Raw genomic sequence first — 22,447 nt, forward strand, 5'->3', positions numbered from 1 at the left:
CGTGGCGGCGGCGGCCGTCACGGTCGGTGGAGTCTCCTGCCCGGGTTCGCTCAGACCACCGAGACGAACTCCGGGATGTCCTGGACCACCCGTTCCTGGAGCCGGCTCACCGCGTCCACGCCCTGGAACCGGGCGGCCGCGGCCTCCGTCGTCTTGCGGACCCGGGAGTTCAGCCGCTCCGAACGCACCTTGGTCGCGATGTCCACCGCCTGCTCGGCGTAGCGCGCCGCCTCCTCGGCCTCCTTCTGCAGCAGGTGCACGCTGGCCATGCCGACCAGGTTGAAGGCGTACGAGCGCACGTGGTCGTCGTCCTGGCGGAACAGGTCGACCGCGCGCTCCATCACCGGCGCGGACAGCGAGGCGTACAGCTGGGCGTTGTCCGAGTGGTACGCGAGGTCGCGGAAGGAGTGGGCGTTCTCGGCGTTCAGCTCGGCCGGCGAGAAGAACTTCAGCCAGTCCGGGTCGCCGTCGCCCTCGCGGATGTCGGTGAAGGTGTCCTCGGCCAGCCGGATCGCCCGGGCGCAGCGGTTCACCTCGCCGATGGTGGCGTAGGCGCGCGCCTCCATCGCGTACAGCAGGGACTGCTGGCGCGGGGTGGCGGTGTCCCGGCTGCCGTACTGCGCCAGGTGGATCAGCTCCAGGGCGTCCTCGCCCCGGTTGAGGTGGATCATCTGGCGGCTCATGTCGGTGAGGATCAGCGCGCCGAACGGGCGGTCGCCGGCCTCCTTGGCCGCGTGCAGGGCCAGCACGTAGTACTTCTGCGCGCTCGGGTGCATCCCGACGTCGTAGGACATCCAGCCGGCCAGGTGGGCGAGTTCGGCGGTGAGCCGGAACAGCCGCTTGGTGGTGTCCTCGTTGTACGTCTCCTGCAGCAGGTCGGTGACCTCGTGGAGCTGGCCGACCACGGCCTTGCGGCGCAGCCCGCCGCCGTTCTGGGCGTCCCACTGGCGGAACATGACCGTGGTCTGCTCCAGCAGTTCCAGCTCGGGCTCGGAGAGCCGGCCGGTGAACGCCTCGCCGCCGTTGGCCGCGGTGAGGATCGGGGTGGGGACGCCGGTCGGACCGGGGGCCAGCCAGCGCTGCATCGGCTCGATCAGCGCGGCGCCGGCGGTCAGCGCGAGCGAGGTGCCGAGGAAGCCCCGGCGGTTGAGCATCAGGTCACTGCGGGAGTAGTCACTGATCAGCTGGACGGTCTGCGGGGCGCTCCACGGCAGGTCCACCCCGCCGCCGACGGTGGAGACCGGGATCGCGGCGCGCAGGCCGAGGTCCTCGATCGAGACCACCGAGCCGAAGCGCTCCGAGAACAGCTCCGACATGATCTTGGGGATCGGCTCCCGGGGCTGCTCCCCGTCGAGCCAGCGGCGCACCCGCGAGGTGTCGGTGGACACGTGGTGGGCGCCGATCTGGCGGGCCCGGCGGTTGACCTGACGGGCCAACTCCCCCTTGGACCAGCCGCTGCGGGCGAACCACGTGGTCAGCTTCTCGTTGGGTTGCTTCTCTGCCATGGGAGTCCCATCCCGCCCGGCCCCTGCGGGGCCCCGATCGTGACCGCCCGACGGTTGCGGGCTCTTGCCGGACGTGCCGTGCCTGAGGTGTTGCGTACCGCCTCGTCGTACTGGTGTGCCATCGTTGCGGACGGTACGTCAGATCCCCAACTCCCGTTCCCCGACGGCCCGGAGCAGGATTCTCCGACCACGTCCGTGTGCTGAACGTAGTGCCCCGCGAGGCACCCGTGGGAGCGCCCCTGGCGAAACGCCACCTTTCGCCACCCCCAGGAGTGAACCGAAGCCCGGGGGCACACGCTTCACTAGGTAGTCGCGACGGTCCGGCATATGCGGGCCGCCAAGTCCCCCGGCCAGTCCCGGAAGACCCGGCAGTCCCCGCAATCCACCGCGATCCCAGGCGAGTTCGCCACCCACTCGGGACGGCAACCGCCTCACGCACCCGACGATCCGGCATCGACGCCGCCCCCACAAGGCGGCGCCCGAGGCGCACCACCGCAACAGGCGCACGCCAAGCGCTGCGCGCCGCCACCGCACAACGCACCACGCAACGGACAATCAACACACAGTCACCGTCCCGTAACCATCGGCAACGAGAACCTGTTGGGGGAGGCATGGACAACCTGTTCGGCGAACTTCGACTGGGGCACCTGCGGCTGGCACCGCTGGGCGCGCGCCGCCGCACCAAGGTCACCGCGTCCCAGGCCGCCGCGGAGTACACCGGCCGCTGGGGCTGGACCGTCGCCACCGGCGACCCGGCCACCGGCACCACCACCCCGACCCGCTGTCCCTGCGGCGCCCAGCGCTGCGCGGCGCCCGGCCTGCACCCCGTACCCGGCACCGAGAGCCGGGCCGCGGCCACCGGCGCGGAGGGCTCGGTGCTGTTCCCCACCGGACGCGCCTTCGACGTCCTGGACGTCCCCGAACCGGCCGGTCTCCAGGCGCTGGTCCGGCTGGAGCGGATGGGCACCCAGATCGGCCCGGTCCTGGCCCCGCCCACCGGCCGGCTGCAGTTCCTGGTCGCCGCCGGCACCGCCCGGCGCCTGCCCGACCTGCTCTACCGGATGGGCTGGGACGACGCCGCGCTCGACCTGAGCTGCCACGGCGAGGGCAGCTACGTCGCCGCCCCGCCCACCGTCCTCGGCGAGCTCGGCCCGGTCCGCTGGCTGCGCCGCCCCACCCGCGACAACGCCGGCTGCCCGCCCGAGGCCCGGCTGCTGCTCGGCACCCTGGCCTACGCCTGCCACCGCAGCCGCGAGCGCACCGCCGAGCCCGCCTGGATCGCCTCGTGACCCGCCCGCTCGCCTCCGGGGCGCTCTGACCCGGCGCCGACGGTCGGCGCTCCGGCGCTCGTCCCTCGCTCGTCGCTTCTCCCTTTCGGCATCGGCGCGCCCCTTCGATCCGGGGCGGGAGGTTCCGGACAGCAAGAAGGGCCCGCCCCCGAAGGAGCGGACCCTCACACGGGAAGAACCGGTCAGTCCCCGATCAGCGCGTCCACGAACGCACCCGGCTCGAACGGCGCCAGGTCGTCGGCACCCTCGCCCAGACCGATCAGCTTCACCGGCACGCCCAGCTCACGCTGGACCGCGACCACGATGCCGCCCTTGGCGGTGCCGTCCAGCTTGGTCAGCACGATGCCGGTGATGTCCACCACCTCGGCGAAGACCCGGGCCTGGATCAGGCCGTTCTGGCCGGTGGTCGCGTCCAGCACCAGCAGCACCTCGTCCACCGGGCCGTGCTTCTCGACGACCCGCTTGACCTTGCCCAGCTCGTCCATCAGGCCGGTCTTGGTGTGCAGTCGGCCGGCGGTGTCGATCAGCACGGTGTCCGCGCCCTCGGCGATGCCCTCCTTGACCGCGTCGAAGGCGATCGAGGCCGGGTCGCCGCCCTCCGGGCCGCGCACGGTGCGCGCGCCGACCCGCTCGCCCCAGGTCTGCAGCTGGTCGGCGGCGGCGGCGCGGAAGGTGTCGGCCGCGCCGAGCACCACCTTGCGGCCGTCCGCGACCAGCACTCGGGCCAGCTTGCCGGTGGTGGTGGTCTTGCCGACGCCGTTGACGCCGACGACCAGGACCACCGCCGGGCCCTCCTCGTGCTTGGTGGAGCGGACGGTGCGGTCGGCGTCCTTGCCGACCAGCTCGACCAGCTCCTCGCGCAGCAGGGCGCGCAGCTCGTCGGGGGTACGGGTGCCGAGCACCTTCACCCGGGTGCGCAGCCGCTCGACCAGCTCCTGGGTCGGGGTGACGCCGACGTCCGCGGTGAGCAGCGTCTCCTCGATCTCCTCCCAGGTGTCCTCGTCCAGGTGCTCGCGGGAGAGCAGCGAGAGCAGGCCCTTGCCGAGCGAGTTCTGCGAGCGGGAGAGCCGGGAGCGCAGCCGGACCAGCCGGCCGGCGGTGGGCTCGGGGACCTCGACCTCGGGCGCCGCGGCGGCCTCGGCCGGGGCCTCGATCTCGACGGCCTCGACGACCTCGGCGGCCTCGGCCGTTTCGGGGAGCGGCACCTCCTCGACGGTGCGGCGCGGCTCCTCGGTCGGCGGCGCGGCCTCCTCGCCGACCTGGGGCTCCTGCGGGGTGGTCTTCGGCGCCGTGATGACCGGCGCCTGCGACTTCGGGGGCAGCTGCTGGCGTCGTCTGCCGGAAACGACGAGGCCCGCGATCGCGCCGACGGCGACCACGGCGATGACTACGGCAAGGATCACGTATTCCATAACGCCCCCCAGTATCCGTGACCGGAGCCGTTCTGGACCGCAGCCGCCCTACACCGTCACCGTACGGACGCCTGCCGGCCCCCGCTCCCGGCGCCCGCCCGCCGCCCGGACGCCCGGACGTGCCCCCTCCCGCAGCCGCTGGCTGATCACCTGGGAGATGCCGTCGCCCTTCATGGTCACGCCGTACAGCGCGTCGGCGGACTCCATGGTCAGCTTCTGGTGGGTGATCACGATCAGCTGGGAGCTCTCCCGCAGCTCCTCCATGATCCCGACCAGTCGGCGCAGGTTGGTCTCGTCCAGCGCCGCCTCCACCTCGTCCATCACGTAGAACGGGCTGGGCCGCGCCTTGAAGATGGCCACCAGCAGCGCCACCGCGGTCAGCGAGCGCTCGCCGCCGGACAGCAGCGACAGCCGCTTGACCTTCTTGCCCGGCGGCCGGGCCTCCACCTCGACCCCGGTCGTCAGCATGTTGTCCGGGTCGGTCAGCACCAGCCGCCCCTCGCCGCCCGGGAAGAGCCGGGCGAAGACGCCCTCGAACTGGGCGGCGGTGTCGTGGTAGGCGGAGGTGAACAGCTGCTCGACCCGCTGGTCCACGTCCCGGACGATGTCCAGCAGGTCCCGCCGGCTGCGCTTGAGGTCGTCCAGCTGCTCGCCGAGGAACCGGTGGCGCTCCTCCAGCGCGGAGAACTCCTCCAGCGCCAGCGGGTTGACCTTGCCCAGCTGCTGGTACGCCTTCTCGGCGGCCCGCAGCCGCCGCTCCTGCTCGGCCCGGACGTACGGGTACGGCTCCCCCGGCTCCCGCCCCTCCTCCGGCGTGCCCGGCGGGACGGGCTGGTCCGGCCCGTACGAGGCCAGCAGCTCGCCCCCGTCGATGCCGAACTCCTCCAGCGCGCGGGCCTCCAGCTGCTCGATCCGCAACCGCTTCTCCGCCCGCAGCACCTCGTCCCGGTGCCCGGCGTCGACCAGCTTGTCCAGCTCCTCCTTGAGGCCGCGCCCGTGCTCCCGGTGCTCCCGGAGCTCGTGCTCCCGCTCGGCGAGCGCCTGTTCGACCGCCGCGCGCCCGGCGTCGGCGCGGGCCAGCGACACCTCCAGGCAGGCCAGCAGCTGCCGGGCGCCCGCGGCGACGGCGTTCGCGACCCGGGCGTCGTGCTCGGCGCGCCGACGGCGCTCGGCGGCCCTGGCGCGCGCCTCGCGCTCGGCCCGGGCGGCCCGGTCCAGCTGGTCGGCCCGGCCGGCCAGCGCGCGGACCCGCTCCTCGTGGGTGCGCACCGCGAGCCGGGCCTCCAGTTCGGCCTGTCGGGCGGCGGAGGCCGCCTCGGCCAGCCGCTGTTGCTCGGTGTGGTCCGGCTCGTCCTCGCCCGCGTCCGCCGACTGCTCGGCTGCGGCCAGCCGTTCGGCCAACTCCTCGGCGGTGGCCAGTAGTTCGGCGAGCCCCTGGTCGGCCCGGGTGACCGCCGCGGCCAGCCGACCGGCCTCCCCGGCGGCGGCCCGGGCCTGTCCGCCGAGCCTGCCGAGCGCTCCGGCGACCTGGGCCCGCTCCTTCTCCGACTGCCGTCGCAGCTCACCGAGTTGCTCGACCTCGGCGGCCGACTCCCGGCGGAGTCCGATGAGTTCGGCCAGCCGCTCGGCCGATCCGGCGCAGCGGAGGTCGAGTTCGCCGAGCTCCCGGGCCGCCTGGTCCACGGCCGCCTGGGTCTCCAGCAGGCTCGGCGCGCCGCCGGAGCCGCCCTGGGCGAAGCCGGCGCCCAACCGGTCCCCCTCGGCGGTGACGGCGGACAGTTCGGGGTGGTCGGCGACCAGCCGCAACGCCTGGTCCAGGTCGGCGACCACCGCCACCCCGGCCAGCCGGTTGCGCACGGCGGCGAGCAACTCGGCCGGACCGTCGACCAGTTCGACGGCCCAGCGGGCACCGTCCGGCAACTCGTACGTCCCGACCGGGGCTTCGGAGGCCCCGGCGACCAACAGCGCGGCCCGCCCGGCGTCCTGGGTGCGGAGCAGTCGCAGCGCGTCGACGGCGGCGCCCGGCGAGTCGACGGCCACCGCGTCGGCGGCCGCCCCGAGCGCCGCGGCGACCGGCACCTGGTGGCCGGGCTCGATCCGCAGCAGCGCGGACGCCGGGCCGAGCAGCCCGGTCAGCCGCTCCCCCGCGTCCAGCAGCGCGCCGGTGCCGTCCTTGCGGCGCAGCCCGAGCGAGAGCGCCTCGTGCCGCGCGCCGAGCCCGGCCCGCTCCCGGTCGGCCGCCGCGGCCGTCTCCCGGGCCGCGGCGAGGTCCCGTTCGACCTCGGCCAGCCACTCGCGGGCCCGCCGGTGCCCGGTCTCGGCCTGCTCGTCGTCCCCGGCCAGGCCGTCCACCTGCTGCTGGAGTTCGTCGAGTTCGCCCTCGGCGGCCGCGGCGCGCAGCAGCGCCTCGTCCCTGGCCTCGGTGAGCCGACCGATCTCGTCCTGCGCCGAGCCGGCCCTGGAGCGGGCGGCGGCGGCCTGTCCCTGGAGCCGGGCCAGGCCCTCCCGGCGGTCCGCGATGGCCCGGGCGGCGTCCCGCAGCCGGCGCTCCTCGGCGGCCAGCCCGCGTTCCAGTTCGCCCTTGTGCTCGACCGCCTCGGCCAGTGCGTACCGGGCCTCCTCCAGTGCCTCGGCGAGCGCCTCCTCCTCCGCCCGGACCCGTTCGGCCTCCTGTTCCAGCTCCTCCGGGTCCCGGCCGCGCCGTTCCTCGGCCGCGCCCCCGGCGGCGGCGTGCCGGGCGCGGGCCTCGGCCAGGCCGATCGTGCCGCGGCTGCGCTCGGCGAGCGCGGAGAGCCGGTACCAGGTCTGCCGGGCGGCCTCCAGACTCGGGCCGAGCTGCTGGACCTGTGCCTCCAGGACCCGTTCGCGCTGCACCGCGCGGGTCAGCTCCTGCTCGACGGTGGTCCGGCGCAGCCGCAGGGCCAGTTCGTCGGCGACCTCGGCCTCGACGGCCCGGCGCAGGGCGAGCAGGTCGTCGGCGAGCAGCCGCAGCCGGGCGTCCCGCAGGTCGGCCTGGATGCCGGCGGCGCGACGGGCCACCCGGGCCTGTCGGCCGAGCGGTCCGAGCTGGCGGCGCAGTTCGGCGACCAGGTCCTGCACCCGGTTGAGGTTGGCCTGCATCGCGTCCAGCTTCCGCAGCGCCTTCTCCTTGCGCTTGCGGTGCTTCAGGACGCCGGCCGCCTCCTCGATGAAGGCGCGCCGCCCCATCGGGTCGGCATGCAGCACGGAGTCGAGCTGCCCCTGTCCGACGATGACGTGCATCTCCCGGCCGATGCCGGAGTCGGAGAGCAGCTCCTGGATGTCCAGCAGCCGGCAGGTCTCGCCGTTGAGGGCGTACTCGCTGCCGCCGTTGCGGAACATGGTCCGGGTGATCGTCACCTCGGAGTAGTCGATCGGCAGGGCGCCGTCGGCGTTGTCGATGGTGAGGCTGACCTCGGCGCGGCCGAGCGGGGCGCGCCCGCTGGTCCCGGCGAAGATGACGTCCTCCATCTTGCCGCCGCGCAGCGTCTTGGCGCCCTGCTCGCCCATCACCCAGGACAGCGCGTCCACCACGTTGGACTTGCCGGAGCCGTTCGGGCCGACCACACAGGTGATGCCCGGCTCGAAGCGCAGGGTGGTGCTGGAGGCGAAGGACTTGAACCCGCGCAGCGTCAGACTCTTCAGGTGCACGCGGCCGGTCCCCTCATTCGCTCATGACGGGAACCGACTGTATCCGGAGTCCGACACGACGAAGGGACGCCACATCCGGGCGTCCCTTGCAAAGCTGCGTCCCTTTCGGGGCGGCTCAGTGCACAGCGGCGTCGATCTGTGAGGACCGGGGCGGGGCTCAGGTGAGAGCCGGCTCCCGCTGATCCAGATCGATGCTGCTGAGCAGCGAGTGCTCGTCAGCGACAGCGGTGAGTGCGTCGTTCTCAGCCTGCATCCGAAGGAGCTCGGCTTCAAGGTCCTGGACGCGCTGCTGAAGCCGTCGCATCTCGGAGAGCATTCGCGGGTCGGGGCCGCCGACGTACCCGAGAAGCGCCTTTGCCATGATGAATGGTCCTCCACGCTGAGTGACCGAACCGGAACGGTACAGGTCTAGGGGGAAGGGGGACGCACGCGCGGCGCGCACCGGAAGTGCTGGCTGGGCACTACGGCACAACCACCGTGAGCTGGGCTCACGAGGGCATGCGCCTGCCGGGGAACGCGATCGTGTGCGCGGGCTTCAAGCGTCTCACCAAAGACGGTACGGGTCAACACGATCACCGCACGCTACCGCGCCCCTGTCACCTGCCCGGCGGTGTCGTCACGCCTGGGGGTCTCGGGCCCGGGTCCACCACGTGCTCGTGGATCATCGTTCGATGCGGAGTCAACCACGAGTCTGCCCGAATGGCAACCGTATGACACCGACGCTTGCCGATCATTTCCGGGACGCGGGAGTGTCACCCGGGAAAAGCGGGCTCAGCGGATCTCGAAACCTTCGTAGCCTGCACCGACGGCGGTCCAGATCTCGGTCACCCCGGTCACCGCGCCGGGCGTGTCGGGGCCCCGCAGCAGGGCCAGCAGCAGCTCGCAGTCGGCGGCCAGGCCCTCGGCCACCACCTGCACCCGGCCGTCGCCGAGGTTCCCGGCGTAGCCGGTCAGGCCGATCTCCAGCGCCCGTGCCCTGGTCCACCAGCGGAACCCGACCTCTTGGACCTTCCCCCGGACCCAGGCGGTCACCCGGACCGGTTCATCACTGTGGGCGTCGCGACCGTGCATGCCACGACCCTAACCGGCGAAGCCGCCGGTCACAGCTCCACCGGGCCCTCGACCGTCCAGCCCGGGGTGTGCACCTCGGCGTGCAGCTCGCCGCGGCGGGCCTCCCGGCCGCAGGTGCGGCAGACCCAGGCCGGGTCGAAGGGGTGCGGCGGGTGGTCCTCGGGCGCGTGGGCGAAGGTCACCGGGGAGTCCGGCACCAGCCAGCGGTCACCCCAGGTGCGCAGCGCGTGGGCGAGCGGGGCGAGGTCCCGGCCGGCCTCGGTGAGGTGGTACTCGTAGCGCGGCGGCCGCTCGCTGTACGGGCGGCGCTCGACCACCCCGGCCTCCTCCAGGGCCCGCAGCCGTGCGGTCAGCCGGTCCCGCGGGGCACCGGTGTTGCGGGCGATCCGGTCGAAGCGGTGGTTGCCGTAGAACAGCTCGCGCACCACGAGCAGCGCCCACTTCTCGCCCACCACCTGGAGCGCCGCGGCCATCGAGCAGGGTCGGCCGGGGACGGCGGCCGGGGCGCGGGGCGGGGTGTCGGGGGTCACAGCGCCAGCCTGCCACACCGGGTTGGCTTTTCGAACCCGCAGCTCGGTCCCGCAGCTCGGTCCCGCACCGGGTGCGCACGCGTCGATCCCGCGCCGGGTACGCGGACGGCCCCGCCGGTCGGAACCGGCGGGGCCGTCGGGATCGCGGAACGATCAGCGGGTCAGCGGGTCACCAGTCCCCGCCGCCGCCGCCGAAGTCGTCGCCGCCGCCCCAGTCGCCGCCGCTGAAGTCGGACGCGTTGAAGTCGGCGCCGGTGAAGTCGCCGCCCTCGTACTGGTCCTGGTAGCCGCCGTGGCCGCCCTCCATCATCGGCGCCGCCGCGTAGGCCGGACTGCTCATCATCGAACCGAGCATGGTGCCGACCAGCAGGCCGGGCAGCAGGCCACCGCCGCCGAAGCCGCTGTAGTACCCGCCCGCGTACGGCGCGTAGGCCGGGCCGGCGTTCCAGTACGGCTGCGGGCCGTGCTCGGTGTCGACGGTGCGCACCGCCGGGTCGAGTCCGGCCGCGACCCGGTCCGCGTCGGCCTGGCAGACCGGGACGGCCCGGGGGGAGCCGCCGGCCGGGGCCCAGTCGACGTCCTTGACGGACGGGCCGTGCCGCGGGTCCATGAAGCACGGGGGGCGACGCTCGGGCAGCGGGCGCTTGGCGCGCCGGGCCGCCAGGGTGGCCAGCTGGAACCGGCCGTCCTCGATCGTCTCGGTGACCTGCTTGACGTCCTCGGGCCGCTTGGCCTCGGTCATCAGCCGCTTGGACTTCTCGTACGAGTCCAGCGCGTGGCCGTAGTCGGTGCGCTGGGCGTCGTCGGCGTCCGACGCGCTCGGGTTGAAGTCGAGCCGCTCCAGTTCGACGCCGAAGGCGGTGATGTCCTCGTCGACGACGCGGCGCAGCTGCTCCAGCTCGGCGCGGGCCTGCTCCTCCTTGCGCTTCTTGGCGCGACGGAAGAGGAAGAAGACGCCGGCGCCGGCCAGCGCCACCAACAGCACCGGGATGATCACCCAGGCGATCGAGGTGCTGTGGTTGACCCCGGTGCCCTTGGTCTGCGGGGCGGCCTGGTCGACGAAGTCGTTCAGGGTGGCGTTGATGTCGCCCTTGTCGGCGCGGTGGACGGCGCCCGCGATCCGGCCGGCCGCGCCGGCGCTCATCGCGCCGCGGTCGCTGTAGGCCAGGAAGTCGTTGTCCCCGTGCCAGACGGCGTACACGCCGTCGATGCCGACCAGGGTGCGCAGGTCGGTGCCGATGGTGGCCTTGTTGGCGGCCTCGGGGACGACCGCGACGAAGATCGGCTTGTCGGCCTTCTCGATCTTCTTGGTCAGCGCGTCCGCCTGGGCCTGGCTGAAGCGGTCCTGCATCGTCGGGGCGACGTAGACCTGGCCCTTCTTCAGCGCGGCCGCGGCGTCGCTCAGGCCGCCGGCGGCCGAGGCGGCGGGTGCGAACAGGAGCAGCACCCCGAGCAGCGCCGCCACCAGGGCAAGTGGCCCGGCGCCCCGGGAACGTCGTGCAAGGGTTCTCATGCCCTCGACGCTACCGTGATCGGCCGCCGGGCACGGCATACCCTTCGCATACTGGTTATGTCAGGATTCCCCGCCGTCCGCCGGGGCGGCACCCCTTCTCGCGGATGAGATTTCCCCGAGTAAACCCTGAGACGGGTGGGATCGGGGAACCGGACGGGACGGCCGGACGTACGTCCCGGCGGGCCCGGAGCGGTGCGGGGGCCGGCCCGGAGCGGTCCGAGGGTGCGTCCCGACCGTACCGCGCGACGGGGCACACTGTTCCCGGACCGCTGGTCCCATTACTTGTTCTTGACCCGACTCCCGATCGGAGCACTTGGTGATCATCGGCCTCGTCACGGCCGTGGCGGCATCCGCCTGCTACGGCACCGGCTCGGTCCTGCAGGCCGTCGGTTCCCGCCGCTCGGCCCGCGAGGAGGCGGCCAAGGGTGCCACCTCCTCGACCACCGAGCACGGCGGGCCGAGCCTGTCCTCCACCGCGAAGGCCGCCGTCACCTGGGAGTTCATCACCGGGACGGTGCTCGACCTGATCGGCTTCGGGCTCGGCGCGCTGGCCGCCCGGCTGCTGCCGCTGTTCCTCTCCCAGACCATCATCAGCGCCAACCTGGTGATCACCGCGGTGCTGAGCATCAAGCTGCTGGGGATCCGGCTCAAGCAGCTGGAGTGGGCCTCGATCGGCGTGCTCTGCTCGGCGCTGGTGCTGCTGGCCGTCTCGGCCGGCCCCGAGGGCGGGCACCACGCCGCGATGGCCTTCCACTGGGGGCTGCTGATCATCACCACCGTGCTGCTGGTCGGCGGCGGTCTGCTGGTGCGCCGGATGGGCTCCAAGGGCGCGATCGTCGCCGGTCTGCTCTCCGGCCTCGGCTTCGGCGCGCTGGGCGTCGGCGTGCGCATCCTGAACGGCGTGGAGCCGTTCGACCTGGTCCAGCTGATCTCCGACCCGGCGCTGTACGCGATCCTGGTCGGCGGCCTGGGCGGGATGTACGTGCACACCGTGGCGCTGCAGATCGGCTCGGTGAACGGCGCCACCGCCGCCCTGGTGGTCGGCGAGACGGTGCTGCCCGGCGCGGTCGGGGTGCTCTGGCTCGGCGACTCCTCCAAGTCCGGCCTGGGCTGGCTCGGTGTGGTCGGCTTCCTGCTCGCGGTGGTGTCCGCGGTCGGCGTCGCCTACTTCGGCCAGGGCGACCACGGCGCACTCGGCGAGTCCTCCGCCGAGCACCCCGAGCTCGCCCACAAGTAGCCGTCGCTCAGCCCCCGTTGGCGCGCGGCACGCGCTGGCAGCGGGGGCAGAAGTAGCTGGACCGGTTCATCCAGGCGGCCCGCCGGATCGCGGTGCCGCAGCGGCGGCAGGGCTCGTGCTCGCGGCCGTAGGCGTCGAGGTCGCGGGAGAAGTAGCCGCTCTCGCCGTTCACGTTGACGTACAGGCTGTCGAAGCTGGTGCCGCCGACGGCCAGCGCCGCCGTCATCACGTCCCGGGCGTTGGCCAGCAGCAGCGCGGCCTGCGGCCGGGTGAGGGTCGCGGTCGGGCGGTCGTAGTGCAGCTTGGAGCGCCACAGCGCCTCGTCGGCGTAGATGTTGCCGACGCCGCTGATCAGGGTCTGGTCGAGCAGGGCGCGCTTGACCGTGGTGCGCTTGGCGCGCAGCGCGGCCGCGAAGGCCGCGTCGTCGAAGCGGGGGTCGAGCGGGTCCCGGGCGATGTGCGCGATGGAGACCGGGGTGCCCTCCGGGTCGCCGTCCTCGGCCTCCTCGACGGCCAGGCCGCCGAAGGTCCGCTGGTCCACGAAGCGCAGTTCGCGGCCGCCGTCGGTGAAGCGCAGCCGGACCCGCAGATGGGTCTCGTCCGGTACGGACGGGTCCTGGACGAGGAGTTGGCCGCTCATCCCGAGGTGGCCGATCAACGAGAACCCGTTGCCCAGCGGCACCCAGAGGTACTTGCCGCGGCGCTGCGCGGTGCCCAGCGTGGTGCCGGTCAGCCGGGCCGCGAAGTCCGCCGGGCCGGCCGGCTGGCGGCGCACCGCGCGCGGGTGCAGCACCTGGACGTCGTCGACGGTCCGCCCGGCGACCCAGTTGGCCAGTCCGCGGCGGACGACCTCGACCTCGGGGAGTTCGGGCACGGGAAACGGACCTCCTGCATCGAAAGGGATCAGGAGGAAAGGCTACTGCGGGAGCGCTACGCGCCGGCGGGCAGCCGGTCGGCGTACTTCTCCTTGATCGCGCGCCAGGCGCTCTCGGCGGCCTTCTGCTCGGCTTCCTTCTTCGAGCGGCCGACGCCGCTGCCGAAGTCCTCGCCGGCCACCCGGGCCGCCGCGGTGAAGGTCTTCTCGTGGTCCGGACCGGACTCCATGACCACGTACTCGGGCACGCCGATGCCCACCGAGGCGGTGAGCTCCTGGAGGCTGGTCTTCCAGTCCAGGCCGGCTCCCAGCTGAGAGGACTCCTCGATCAGCGGGTCGAACAGCCGGTGGACGAACTCGGTCGCCGCCTCCAGACCGCGGTCCAGGTAGACGGCCCCGATCACGGCCTCGACCGTGTCGGCGAGGATCGACGACTTGTCGCGGCCGCCGGTGCCCTCCTCGCCCTTGCCGAGCCGGATGAACACGCCGAGGTCCAGGCCCCGGCCGACGTCCGCGAGCGCGCGGGAGTTGACCACCGCGGCGCGCAGCTTGGCGAGCGTGCCCTCCGGGACGTCCGGGTGGACGCGGTAGAGGGTGTCGGTCACCACCAGGCCCAGCACCGAGTCGCCGAGGAACTCCAGGCGCTCGTTGGTGGGCAGACCCCCGTTCTCGTACGCGTACGAGCGGTGGGTCAGGGCACGTACCAGAAGGGCGCGCTCAAGTGTGTACCCGAGGCGCCCTTCCAGGACGTCGTATTCGGTCGAAGCCGGCCCGCCGGCCTTGCCGCCGCCCGAAGAACCCTTCGAGGCAGAGGACGCCTTGCGGGTGGAGTTACCGTCCGACATCGATCCGTACACCCCGCCGATCAGACCGAGAGGACCTGGCGACGGTTGTACGTGCCGCAGCTCGGGCACGCGATGTGGCCCAGCTTCGGCTCGTGGCAGCGGTCGCACGCCACGAGGGCCGGAACAACGGCCTTCCAGTTGGACCGGCGGTGGCGCGTGTTGCTGCGCGACATCTTCCGCTTCGGAACAGCCACGGCTACTTCTCCTGGTTCTCGGCGAGACCCTCACGGGTGTCGCTGTTCTTGATCCCGTCACCCTCGTCGCCGGGGGTGGCGGAGAGTCCCTGCAGAGCCGCCCACCGGGGGTCGGCGGCATCGTGGTGGTGCGTCGGGTCGTCGCTCAGGCGCGCTCCGCACTCGGAGCACAGGCCCAGGCAGTCTTCCTGGCACACCGGCTGCAGCGGCAGTGCGAGCACCACCGCGTCACGCAGCACCGGCTGGAGGTCGAACAGGTCGCCCTCCAGGCGGTAAGTCTCTTCTTCCGAGTCCTCGTCGAGGTCCTCGGTCCCGGTGGTCCGGGCGCGGTGACGCTCGTCGGACTCCGGGTAGTAGTACAGCTCCTGGAAGTCCACGTCGATGTCGAACTCGACGGGCTCCAGGCACCGGACGCACTCACCCTCGACCTGGGCGTCGGCCGTGCCGGTGACCAGCACGCCCTCGACCACGGACTCCAGGCGGAGCTCCAGCTCGATCGGGCTCTTCTCCGGGACGCCGATCACGTCGATGATCCCGAGGCCCTCGGGGGCCTCCAGGGTCCGGCTCACCTTGCGCATCGCGCCCGGACGACGACCGAGCTCGTGCGTGTCGAACACGAGGGGGTCGCGGTGGTCGAGGCGGTTCAAGGTGTCCTGACTTCCATAGGAATCGACGCTGGGTCCCCCGTGTCCCGGTCGGCGCCGCGAGGGCAAGCCGAGAGCCGGACATGGGGATGCCGGAGTGGTCAGACTACCGGAGTCTCCCGCCAGGCCCAACTTCGGTCCCGTCAGGAGACTCCCGCACCGTCCGCCGGGGCGTGCTCAGCGGCCGCCGAGCTCCCGCAGCCGGGTCATGTCGATCATGCTGGTGTCGAAGAAACTGGTCTCGTCCAGGCCTTGCTGCTGCTGCGGAACGGCCGGGGGCAGGGCGGGCTGCTGCGGGTAGCCGTAGCCGTCGTACGGCTGGGCCCCGTAGCCGTCCTGCTGCTGCGGATAGCCGTAGCCGACCGGCTGCTGGCCCTGGTGCTGCTGACCCTGGTAGTCGGGCTGCTGCTGCGGGTAGCCGCCCTGCTGCTGTCCCCACTGGGTGTTGTACGGGTCACCCTGGACGGCCGGGTCGAAGCCCCCGCCGTACACCTCGGCGTACTGCCCGCCCTGGTGCTGCTCCTGGTGCTGGTGGGGGTGCTGGTGCTGGGCGGCCGCGTACTGGTCGGCGCCGGGCGCCGGCCAGCCGGCCGCGGCCGGGGCCGGGGTCTGCTCGGGCCAGGTCTGCTGCTGCGGGACGTCCTCGCGGTACCAGGCGATGTCGGCGCCGTCGGCGTCCTCGGCGAAGCCGGCGGCCACCGCCTCGGCCCGCTCCTTGGCCTGCTGGGCCTCGTCGGCGGCGGCCAGGTAGGCGCCCAGCTCGTCGATCGGACGCTTGCCGAGCAGCTTGTCGCGGCCCTTGCCGACCGCCTCCAGGGTGGCGCCGAGCACGTTCTCCAGGGTGGCGAGCTTCACATCGACGTACTCGTCGACCTCGGGGCTCGGGCTGAGCCGCTGCGGCTGGAACTCCTCGCCGTCGGTCTCGCCGTCGGCCTCGAAGCCCGCGTCGCCGCGCAGCTTGGTCCGGCCGCGGCCGACCGCGCCGAGCGTCTTGGTCAGCACCACCTCGAAGTTGGCGAGCTTGCTGTCCACGTAGTCGTCGGCCTCGGCCCGCTGGGTGTCGACGTCGGCGCGGGCCTCGCTCAGGATCCGGTCGGCCTCGGACTGGGCCCGGCGGACCACCTCGGTGTCGGAGATCAGCGAACCGCGCTCGGCGTGCGCGCCCTGGATGATCCGGTCCGCCTCGGCCTGGGCCCCGGCCACCACCTGCTCGTGGTCGGCCATCACCGACTGGGCCTGGGCGAGTTCGGCGGGCAGGGCCGCCTTGAGGTCGTTGAGCAGGCCGATCAGCTCGGCCCGGTTCACCACGCAGGAGGCCGACATCGGCATCGAGCGGGCGTTCTCGACCGCCGCCACGATCTCGTCGACCTTGTTCTGCACGTCCACGGGGCTTCGTCTTTCCGTGTGCCGCCGACGGTCCGGCGGAGGCAGGCCCGGCGCGGTGGACCTCACCGCAGGGCAGGACTACAGACTGTACGGCCCCCGTGCGGCGAGCTCACAACGCCCGAGCCGAACCCGCTTCCGCCGCCCCGGACAAGCCATGACGAACCGGCAGGAAAGACCCGGCGCTACCGCTGGGCCCGGCGCTCCGCGATCCGCTCCACCAGCCGACGGTGCACCGTCTCCGGCAGCAGGTGCGACACGTCGCCGCCGTACGAGGCGACCTCCCTGACCAGCGTCGAGGACAGGAAGCTGTACGTCGGCGAGGTCGGCACGAACAGCGTCTCCACGCCGGTCAGACCGTGGTTCATCTGGGCCATCTGCAGCTCGTAGTCGAAGTCGCTGACCGCCCGCAGGCCCTTGATGATCGCGGGGATGCCGCGCTCCCGGCAGTAGTCCACCAGCAGCCCCTGGTGCGACTCGACCACCACGTTCCCGAACGGCGCGGCGACCTCCTCGATCAGGCCGATCCGCTCCTCGATGGTGAACATGCCCTGCTTGTTCGGGTTGATCGCGACCACGACGTGCACCACGTCGTACAGCTTCGAGGCCCGCTCGATGATGTCGAGGTGACCGTTGGTGATCGGGTCGAACGAACCGGGGCAGACGGCTCGGCGCATGGCGTGTGTGCTCCCTCGTGGGGTGACGGCTGCTGCGGGTCGCGGCCCGCTACTCGTGATCGCTGGCCCCGGCGGCGGCGCGACCGTACCAGAGGGTGCCCTCGCCGTAACGGCGGGAGCGCAGCACCTCGAAGCCCTCGGGCCAGCCGAACTCGCCGCCACGGGTGCTGCGCTCCACGGTGACGAGTGCGTCCTCCGCGAGCCAGCCTCCAGCCGACATTGTGATCAGCATCTCGCGCACCTCGTCGTCCGTCACCGCGTACGGCGGATCGAGGAAGACCAGGTCGTACGGGGGCTGCGGGGGCGGCCCGGCGATCACCTTCTCCGCCTTGGCGGCCCGCACCTCGGCGCCCGGCAGGGCGATGGTCCGGACGTTCTCCCGGATCACCCGGGCCGCCTGGGCGTCCGCCTCGACCAGCAGGACGTGCTCGGCGCCGCGGGACAGCGCCTCCAGGCCGACCGCGCCCGACCCGCCGAACAGGTCCAGCATCCGGGCCCCGTGCAGGGTGCCGCGGAACGCCTCCAGGGTGGAGAACATCGCCTCGCGGGCCTTGTCGGAGGTCGGACGGGTGCCCCGGCCGGGCGGTACGGCCAGCCGGCGGCCGCCGGCCGACCCGGCGATCACGCGGGTCATGGTGGTGGAAGGTCCTTTCGTCGCTGCCCGACCACGCTATCCCGATCTCCGCCCCGCCCTCACGCCGAGCGGGTGCGGCCCGGGGGCTCTCCCCCGGGCCGCACCGCGCCCGCCCGGAGGGTCAGCTCGCCTCGGAGCCCGCGCCCTGGCCCGGGACCGCCGCGCCGAGCAGGGCCGGCGAGGCGTAGCGGGACCAGGACAGGCAGCCGTCGGGCGGGCAGAACTCGGGGCGGCGCGGGTCGTGACCCAGCTCGCGCAGCTTGGTCCGGACGGAGTCGGGCGTGCGGCCGAAGCGGGCGGCGATCCGGGCGACGGTCTCGCCGTCGTGGAAGCGTCGGACCAGCTCCTCCTCGTGCTGCGGCACCCAGGGGGCGCCGTGGCCGGGGTACAGCTCGCGCAGCACGTCGCGGTCGGGGATGGGCTCGGAGACGTCGGCGACGATCGCCAGCGCCCGCAGCGCGCGGTTGAGCGCGATCCGCAGCGAGGCGACGTCCTCGACCGGCAGGCGGAGCCGGCCCGAGGCGAGCGGCGTGGCGGCCGCCCCCTCGCGCCAGCCGGTCAGGGTGAGGGTGACCTCTCGGTCGTCGTCGCTGGCGAGTTCGATCCGGAAGACCTTGTCGCCCAGCGGGAGCTCGTTGAGATGACGGAATGCCATGGCAGGACCCCCAAGTGTCGTGCCAGGTACGCACCTTGGGGGTGCGCCCTGAACAACTACATTCTCTCGCGGGGGTCTGACAATCCGGGCCGGCCGAGGACCCGCCCGACCCTTCCCCGGGCCGCTCAGCCCTTCTCCATGAAGGCCGCGCGGTCCTCGTCGAGCAGGCTCTCCAGCACGGTGCGCAGCTCCGGGTGGGCGGCCAGCTCCGGGTCCTCGGCGACCAGCCGGGTGGCCTCGGTCCGGGCGGTGCGGATGACCTCCTCGTCCTCCAGCACCGAGAGCACCTTGAGCGAGGACTTCACCCCGGACTGCGCCTGGCCCAGCACGTCGCCCTCGCGGCGCTGTTCGAGGTCGATCCGGGACAGCTCGAAGCCGTCCAGGGTGCCGGCCACCGCGTCCAGCCGGGCCCGGGCAGCGCTGCCCCCGGGCATCTCGCTGACCAGCAGGCACAGACCGGCCGCGCTGCCCCGGCCGACCCGGCCGCGCAGCTGGTGGAGCTGGGAGACGCCGAAGCGGTCGGCGTCCATGATGACCATCGCGGTGGAGTTGGGGACGTTGACGCCGACCTCGATGACCGTGGTGGCGACCAGGACGTCCACGTCCCCGGCCGAGAACCGGCGCATCACCTCGTCCTTGGCCTCCGGGGCGAGCCGGCCGTGCAGGATCTCCACCCGCAGGCCGCTCAGCGGGCCCTTCACCAGCATCTCGGCGGTCTCCACCACCGAGAGCGGGGGCCGCCGTTCGTCGCTCGCGGCGCCGGCGTCCGGGGTGGTGAGGTCCTCGAAGTCCTCCTCGGCCGCCTTGCGCCGCTTCTTGGCGGCCTTCGGGTCCGCGCCCGGCTCCTCGTCCCCGATCCGCGGGCAGACCACGTACGCCTGGTGGCCCTTGCCGACCTCCTCGCGGACCCGCTCCCAGGCCCGGGTGAGGAAGTTGGGCTTCTCCAGCGCGGGGACGACGTGGGTGGAGATCGGCGAGCGGCCGGCCGGGAGCTGGTCCAGGACGGAGGTCTCCAGGTCCCCGAAGACGGTCATCGCGACGGTGCGCGGGATCGGGGTGGCGGTCATCACCAGCAGGTGCGGCGGTTGTTCGCCCTTGGCGCGCAGCGCGTCCCGCTGCTCGACGCCGAAGCGGTGCTGCTCGTCCACCACGACCAGGCCGAGGTCCTGGAACTGGACCTTGTCCTCGATCAACGCATGGGTGCCGATGGCGATCCCGGCGGACCCGCAGGCCATGTCCAGCAGCGCCTGGCGGCGGGCGGCGACGCCCATCGAGCCGGTCAGCAGCACCACCCGGGTGCCCAGGTCGGAGCCGCCGAGCAGGCCGGCCTCGGCGAGGTCGCCCATCATCTCGACGATCGAGCGGTGGTGCTGCTGGGCCAGCACCTCGGTGGGCGCGAGCAGGACGGCCTGACCGCCGGCGTCCACCACCGCGAGCATGGCGCGCAGCGCCACCAGGGTCTTGCCGGAGCCGACCTCGCCCTGGAGCAGCCGGTGCATCGGGTGCTCGGTGGCCAGGTCGGCGGCGATCTCGGCGGAGACCTTCCGCTGGCCCTCGGTGAGGGTGAACGGCAGCCGGGCGTCGAAGGCGTCCAGCAGGCCACCGGGACGGGCCTCGCGCGGCTTGGCGGGCAGCGCGGAGTCGGCGGCCCGGCGCTGGGCGAGGGCGACCTGGAGGACGAAGGCCTCGTCCCAGCGCAGCCGGCTCTGGGCGCGCTCGCGGTCGGCCTGGCCGCGCGGGCGGTGGATCAGCTCCAGCGCCTCGGGCAGCGGGATCAGGTCGTGCCGCTCGCGCAGTTCGGCGGGCAACGGCTCGCCGACGTCGCCGAGGTGCTTGGTGAGCGCGGTCTCGATGCAGATCGACAGCTTCCAGCTGGGCATCTGCGCGCTGGCGCCGTACACCGGGATGAGCCGGCCGGCGAACTGCTTCGCGGCGTCCGACCCGGCGTCCTCGTCGAGCAGCTGGTAGTCGGGCGAGACCAGCTGGCGGCTGCGGTTGAAGACGCCGACCTTGCCCGCGAACAGGCCCTGGGCGCCGGCCTTGAGCTCCTTCTGCCGCCAGCCCTGGTTGAAGAAGACCAGCGAGAGCCGGCTGCGGCCGTCGGTGACCACCACCTCCAGCCGGTCGCCCTTGCGGCCGCGGAACGGGATCAGGGTGACCTTCTCGATCCGGGCCAGCACGGTGACGTGCTCGTCGATCTCCAGCTCGTCCAGGCTGGTGAGCTGGCCGCGTTCGACGTAGCGGCGCGGATAGTGGTGCAGCAGGTCCCCGACCGTGCGCAGCTTGAGGCTGTCGGCGAGCACCTTCGCGGTGCGGTCGCCGACGAGCTTGGTCAGTGGTTCATCGAGAGCGCCCATCAGCCCCCTGTTTACACCACGGCACCGACGAACAGCGGGCTGCTACTCGCCCGCTCGCCTCCGAGCCGAAGGGGCGGGGCGGGGGTTCACTCCACCCCGATGAGCAGCGGCGTGGACTCCTGGCCGCCGTGGAAGACCACCGAGTCCACCTCCGGCCGCTGCTGGCGGACGTGCGCCACCAGCCGGTCGGCGAGGGTCCGGTCGGCGCCCTCGCCGAGGATCAGGGTGACCAGTTCGCCGCCCGCGCCGAGCATCCGGTCCAGCACGCTCTCGCCGACCTCGGCCAGCCCGGCGCCGATCACCGCGACGTCCCCGTCGATCAGGCCGAGCACGTCGCCGGCCTGGCAGACCCCGGCCATGGTCCAGGACTCCCCCTCGGCGACGGCGAGTTCGGCGTACCGGGTGGCCCCGGCGGCGGAGGTCATGGCGACCACGTCCTCGTCGAAGCGGCGGCCGACCTCGTGCACCGCGAGCGCGGCCAGGCCCTGCACCGGCGAGCGGGTCGGCAGCACGGCGATCCGGACGCCCTCCTCGCGCAGCTGGTCGGCGGCGGCCCCGGCGGCGGCGCGCAGTTCGGGGTCGTTGAGCAGCAGCACCACCTCGCGGGCGGCCGAGCCGCGGACGGCGTCGGCGAGTTCGGCGCTGGCCGGGCGGCGGTCCGGGTCGGCGTGCAGGACGACGGCGCCGGCCTGCTCGCACAGCTCGGCCAGCCCCTCGCCGGACACCACCGAGAGCACCGCGCGGGCCCGCTCCTCGCGTTCGCCGCGTTCGGCGGCGGTGCCGGCCCGGGCGGCGGCCTCGGCGAAGTGGGTGATCCGGATCTGGTGCGGACGCCCGGCACCGACCCCGGCCTCCACCGCGGCGCCCGCGTCGTCCACGTGGACGTGCACGTTCCACAGGCCGTCGCCGCCGCCGATCACCAGGGAGTCGCCGAGCGCGGCGAGCCGTTCGCGCAGCGCGGGCAGCGCCTCGTCCGGCGCGTCCAGCAGGTAGATGACCTCGAAGGCGGGGTGGCCGGGGCCGGGGGGCCGCAGGTGGGTCGCGCAGCGCTCCACCGCCCGGACGTCCCCGCGCAGCGCGACCGGCCCCATCGGCTGGTGGCCGGCGACGGCGTCGGCGAGCGCACCGAGGACGGCCACCAGGCCGCGTCCGCCGGCGTCCACGACCCCGTTCTCGGCCAGCACGGCGAGCTGCTCGGGGGTGTGCCGCAGCGCGTCCCGGGCGGCCCGGTGGGCGGTGTCGGCGACCTGGGCGAGGCCGTCCCCGGCCCGTACCGCCTCGCGGGCGGCGACCCGGGCCACGGTCAGCAGGGTGCCCTCGACGGGCTCCGCGACGGCCTGGTAGGCGGAGTCGGCGGCCCGCTGCAGGGCGGCCCGCAGCTGTTCGGCGCCGCCGCCCTCGGCGAGCGTCTCGGCGGTGCCGCGCAGCCACTGGGCGAGGATCACCCCGGAGTTGCCGCGGGCCCCGACCAGCGCGCCGCGGGCCATCGCCCGGACGGTGTCGGCCAGTCCGGGCGCCGGGTCGGCGGCCGGGTCGGCGAAGCGGCTCTCCACCTCGGCGGCGGCGGACTCGACGGTCAGGTAGAGGTTGGTGCCGGTGTCGCCGTCCGGGACGGGATACACGTTGAGCGCGTCGATCTCCTCGCGGGCCTGGCCGAGCGCGCGCAGGGCGAGCTGGCACCAGGTGCGCACGGCCGGGGCGTCGAGCGTGTGCAGCACCAGGTCTCCTCCGGATGGGACGCCGACATGGCCGGGCGATGAACGGCAAGGGGTGATAGCGGCAGGTTATCGGGGGCCGGGGAGGGCCGCCCGGACCGGCGACCGGAGCGATCACTCGGCCGGTCATGGTAGTTTCGTGGGACGGAAGCAAGCGTTGTATGCTCTTCCGGTTGCCTGGAACCGTCCAGGCTCACCCCCTTGTCCGGTCCGGTGCACGCGAGTGTTCTGGTGGCTGAGTGG

Annotated in this window: 19 protein-coding genes; 2 read left to right on the forward strand and 17 right to left on the reverse strand. The window is 73.4% G+C overall.

Going from position 1 to position 22,447, the window contains the following annotated elements; translation table 11 throughout:
• Positions 1-50: 50 nt before the first annotated feature.
• The gene (locus ACIP4P_RS40010) at positions 51-1,505 is read right to left on the reverse strand and encodes a hypothetical protein (RefSeq protein ID WP_350515291.1); all 1,455 of its coding nucleotides are present in this window, start codon (positions 1,503-1,505) and stop codon (positions 51-53) included.
• A 611-nt stretch (positions 1,506-2,116) separates the two neighbouring features.
• Between ACIP4P_RS40010 and ACIP4P_RS40015 the strand changes: the two genes are divergently transcribed.
• Positions 2,117-2,794 (forward strand): bifunctional DNA primase/polymerase, encoded by a 678-nt coding sequence (locus ACIP4P_RS40015; RefSeq protein ID WP_400927849.1) that lies wholly within the window; start codon positions 2,117-2,119, stop codon positions 2,792-2,794.
• A gap of 182 nt (positions 2,795-2,976) precedes the next feature.
• Here the strand turns inward: ACIP4P_RS40015 and ftsY are convergent, their stop codons facing one another.
• The 6 genes from ftsY to ACIP4P_RS40045 form a co-directional block, all read right to left on the reverse strand.
• Entirely contained in the window at positions 2,977-4,206 is a 1,230-nt protein-coding gene (gene ftsY, locus ACIP4P_RS40020) for a signal recognition particle-docking protein FtsY (protein WP_400927852.1), read from the reverse strand.
• A 48-nt stretch (positions 4,207-4,254) separates the two neighbouring features.
• Positions 4,255-7,875, reverse strand: coding sequence for a chromosome segregation protein SMC (gene smc, locus ACIP4P_RS40025; RefSeq protein ID WP_400927855.1), 3,621 nt, complete (start codon positions 7,873-7,875; stop codon positions 4,255-4,257).
• Between the two features lie 157 nt (positions 7,876-8,032).
• Positions 8,033-8,236, reverse strand: a complete 204-nt coding sequence (locus ACIP4P_RS40030) for a hypothetical protein (protein WP_350515287.1) — start codon at positions 8,234-8,236, stop codon at positions 8,033-8,035.
• A 410-nt stretch (positions 8,237-8,646) separates the two neighbouring features.
• Positions 8,647-8,946, reverse strand: a complete 300-nt coding sequence (locus tag ACIP4P_RS40035; protein WP_400927859.1) for an acylphosphatase — start codon at positions 8,944-8,946, stop codon at positions 8,647-8,649.
• A 29-nt stretch (positions 8,947-8,975) separates the two neighbouring features.
• Entirely contained in the window at positions 8,976-9,476 is a 501-nt protein-coding gene (locus ACIP4P_RS40040) for a winged helix-turn-helix transcriptional regulator (protein WP_400927862.1), read from the reverse strand.
• 169 nt (positions 9,477-9,645) lie between these two features.
• Positions 9,646-10,989 (reverse strand): hypothetical protein, encoded by a 1,344-nt coding sequence (locus ACIP4P_RS40045; RefSeq protein ID WP_400927865.1) that lies wholly within the window; start codon positions 10,987-10,989, stop codon positions 9,646-9,648.
• A 316-nt stretch (positions 10,990-11,305) separates the two neighbouring features.
• On the opposite strand from ACIP4P_RS40045, the gene ACIP4P_RS40050 reads away from it, so the two are divergent.
• The gene (locus ACIP4P_RS40050; protein ID WP_350515283.1) at positions 11,306-12,226 is read left to right on the forward strand and encodes a hypothetical protein; all 921 of its coding nucleotides are present in this window, start codon (positions 11,306-11,308) and stop codon (positions 12,224-12,226) included.
• Positions 12,227-12,233: 7 nt separating this feature from the next.
• On the opposite strand, the gene mutM is transcribed toward ACIP4P_RS40050, so the two are convergent.
• The 10 genes from mutM to ACIP4P_RS40100 form a co-directional block, all read right to left on the reverse strand.
• Positions 12,234-13,100, reverse strand: a complete 867-nt coding sequence (mutM, locus tag ACIP4P_RS40055) for a bifunctional DNA-formamidopyrimidine glycosylase/DNA-(apurinic or apyrimidinic site) lyase (protein WP_350515282.1) — start codon at positions 13,098-13,100, stop codon at positions 12,234-12,236.
• A gap of 56 nt (positions 13,101-13,156) precedes the next feature.
• On the reverse strand, positions 13,157-13,945 hold the full coding sequence (rnc, locus tag ACIP4P_RS40060; protein WP_350515281.1) for a ribonuclease III: 789 nt from the start codon (positions 13,943-13,945) through the stop codon (positions 13,157-13,159).
• 20 nt (positions 13,946-13,965) lie between these two features.
• Positions 13,966-14,139: a 50S ribosomal protein L32 gene (gene rpmF / locus ACIP4P_RS40065; protein WP_030056747.1), complete on the reverse strand. Its 174-nt coding sequence runs from the start codon at positions 14,137-14,139 to the stop codon at positions 13,966-13,968.
• A 2-nt stretch (positions 14,140-14,141) separates the two neighbouring features.
• Entirely contained in the window at positions 14,142-14,786 is a 645-nt protein-coding gene (locus ACIP4P_RS40070; protein ID WP_350515280.1) for a DUF177 domain-containing protein, read from the reverse strand.
• 174 nt (positions 14,787-14,960) lie between these two features.
• Complete coding sequence (locus tag ACIP4P_RS40075) at positions 14,961-16,169, reverse strand: ATP synthase F0 subunit B (RefSeq protein WP_400927871.1); 1,209 nt, start codon at positions 16,167-16,169, stop codon at positions 14,961-14,963.
• A 182-nt stretch (positions 16,170-16,351) separates the two neighbouring features.
• Positions 16,352-16,843: a pantetheine-phosphate adenylyltransferase gene (gene coaD, locus ACIP4P_RS40080; protein ID WP_350515278.1), complete on the reverse strand. Its 492-nt coding sequence runs from the start codon at positions 16,841-16,843 to the stop codon at positions 16,352-16,354.
• Between the two features lie 49 nt (positions 16,844-16,892).
• A complete protein-coding gene (gene rsmD / locus ACIP4P_RS40085; RefSeq protein WP_350515277.1) occupies positions 16,893-17,477 on the reverse strand; it encodes a 16S rRNA (guanine(966)-N(2))-methyltransferase RsmD in 585 nt (194 codons plus the stop codon).
• A 121-nt stretch (positions 17,478-17,598) separates the two neighbouring features.
• Positions 17,599-18,132 (reverse strand): hypothetical protein, encoded by a 534-nt coding sequence (locus ACIP4P_RS40090; RefSeq protein WP_350515276.1) that lies wholly within the window; start codon positions 18,130-18,132, stop codon positions 17,599-17,601.
• A 125-nt stretch (positions 18,133-18,257) separates the two neighbouring features.
• Positions 18,258-20,489 carry an ATP-dependent DNA helicase RecG gene (gene recG / locus ACIP4P_RS40095; RefSeq protein ID WP_400927877.1) on the reverse strand — a complete coding sequence of 744 codons (2,232 nt, stop codon included), beginning with the start codon at positions 20,487-20,489 and terminating at the stop codon, positions 18,258-18,260.
• An 86-nt stretch (positions 20,490-20,575) separates the two neighbouring features.
• Positions 20,576-22,207, reverse strand: coding sequence for a DAK2 domain-containing protein (locus ACIP4P_RS40100; RefSeq protein WP_400927880.1), 1,632 nt, complete (start codon positions 22,205-22,207; stop codon positions 20,576-20,578).
• Between the last annotated feature and the right edge of the window lie 240 nt (positions 22,208-22,447).

It is taken from the genome of Kitasatospora sp. NPDC089509, assembly GCF_044749365.1.
Taxonomy (GTDB): domain Bacteria; phylum Actinomycetota; class Actinomycetes; order Streptomycetales; family Streptomycetaceae; genus Kitasatospora.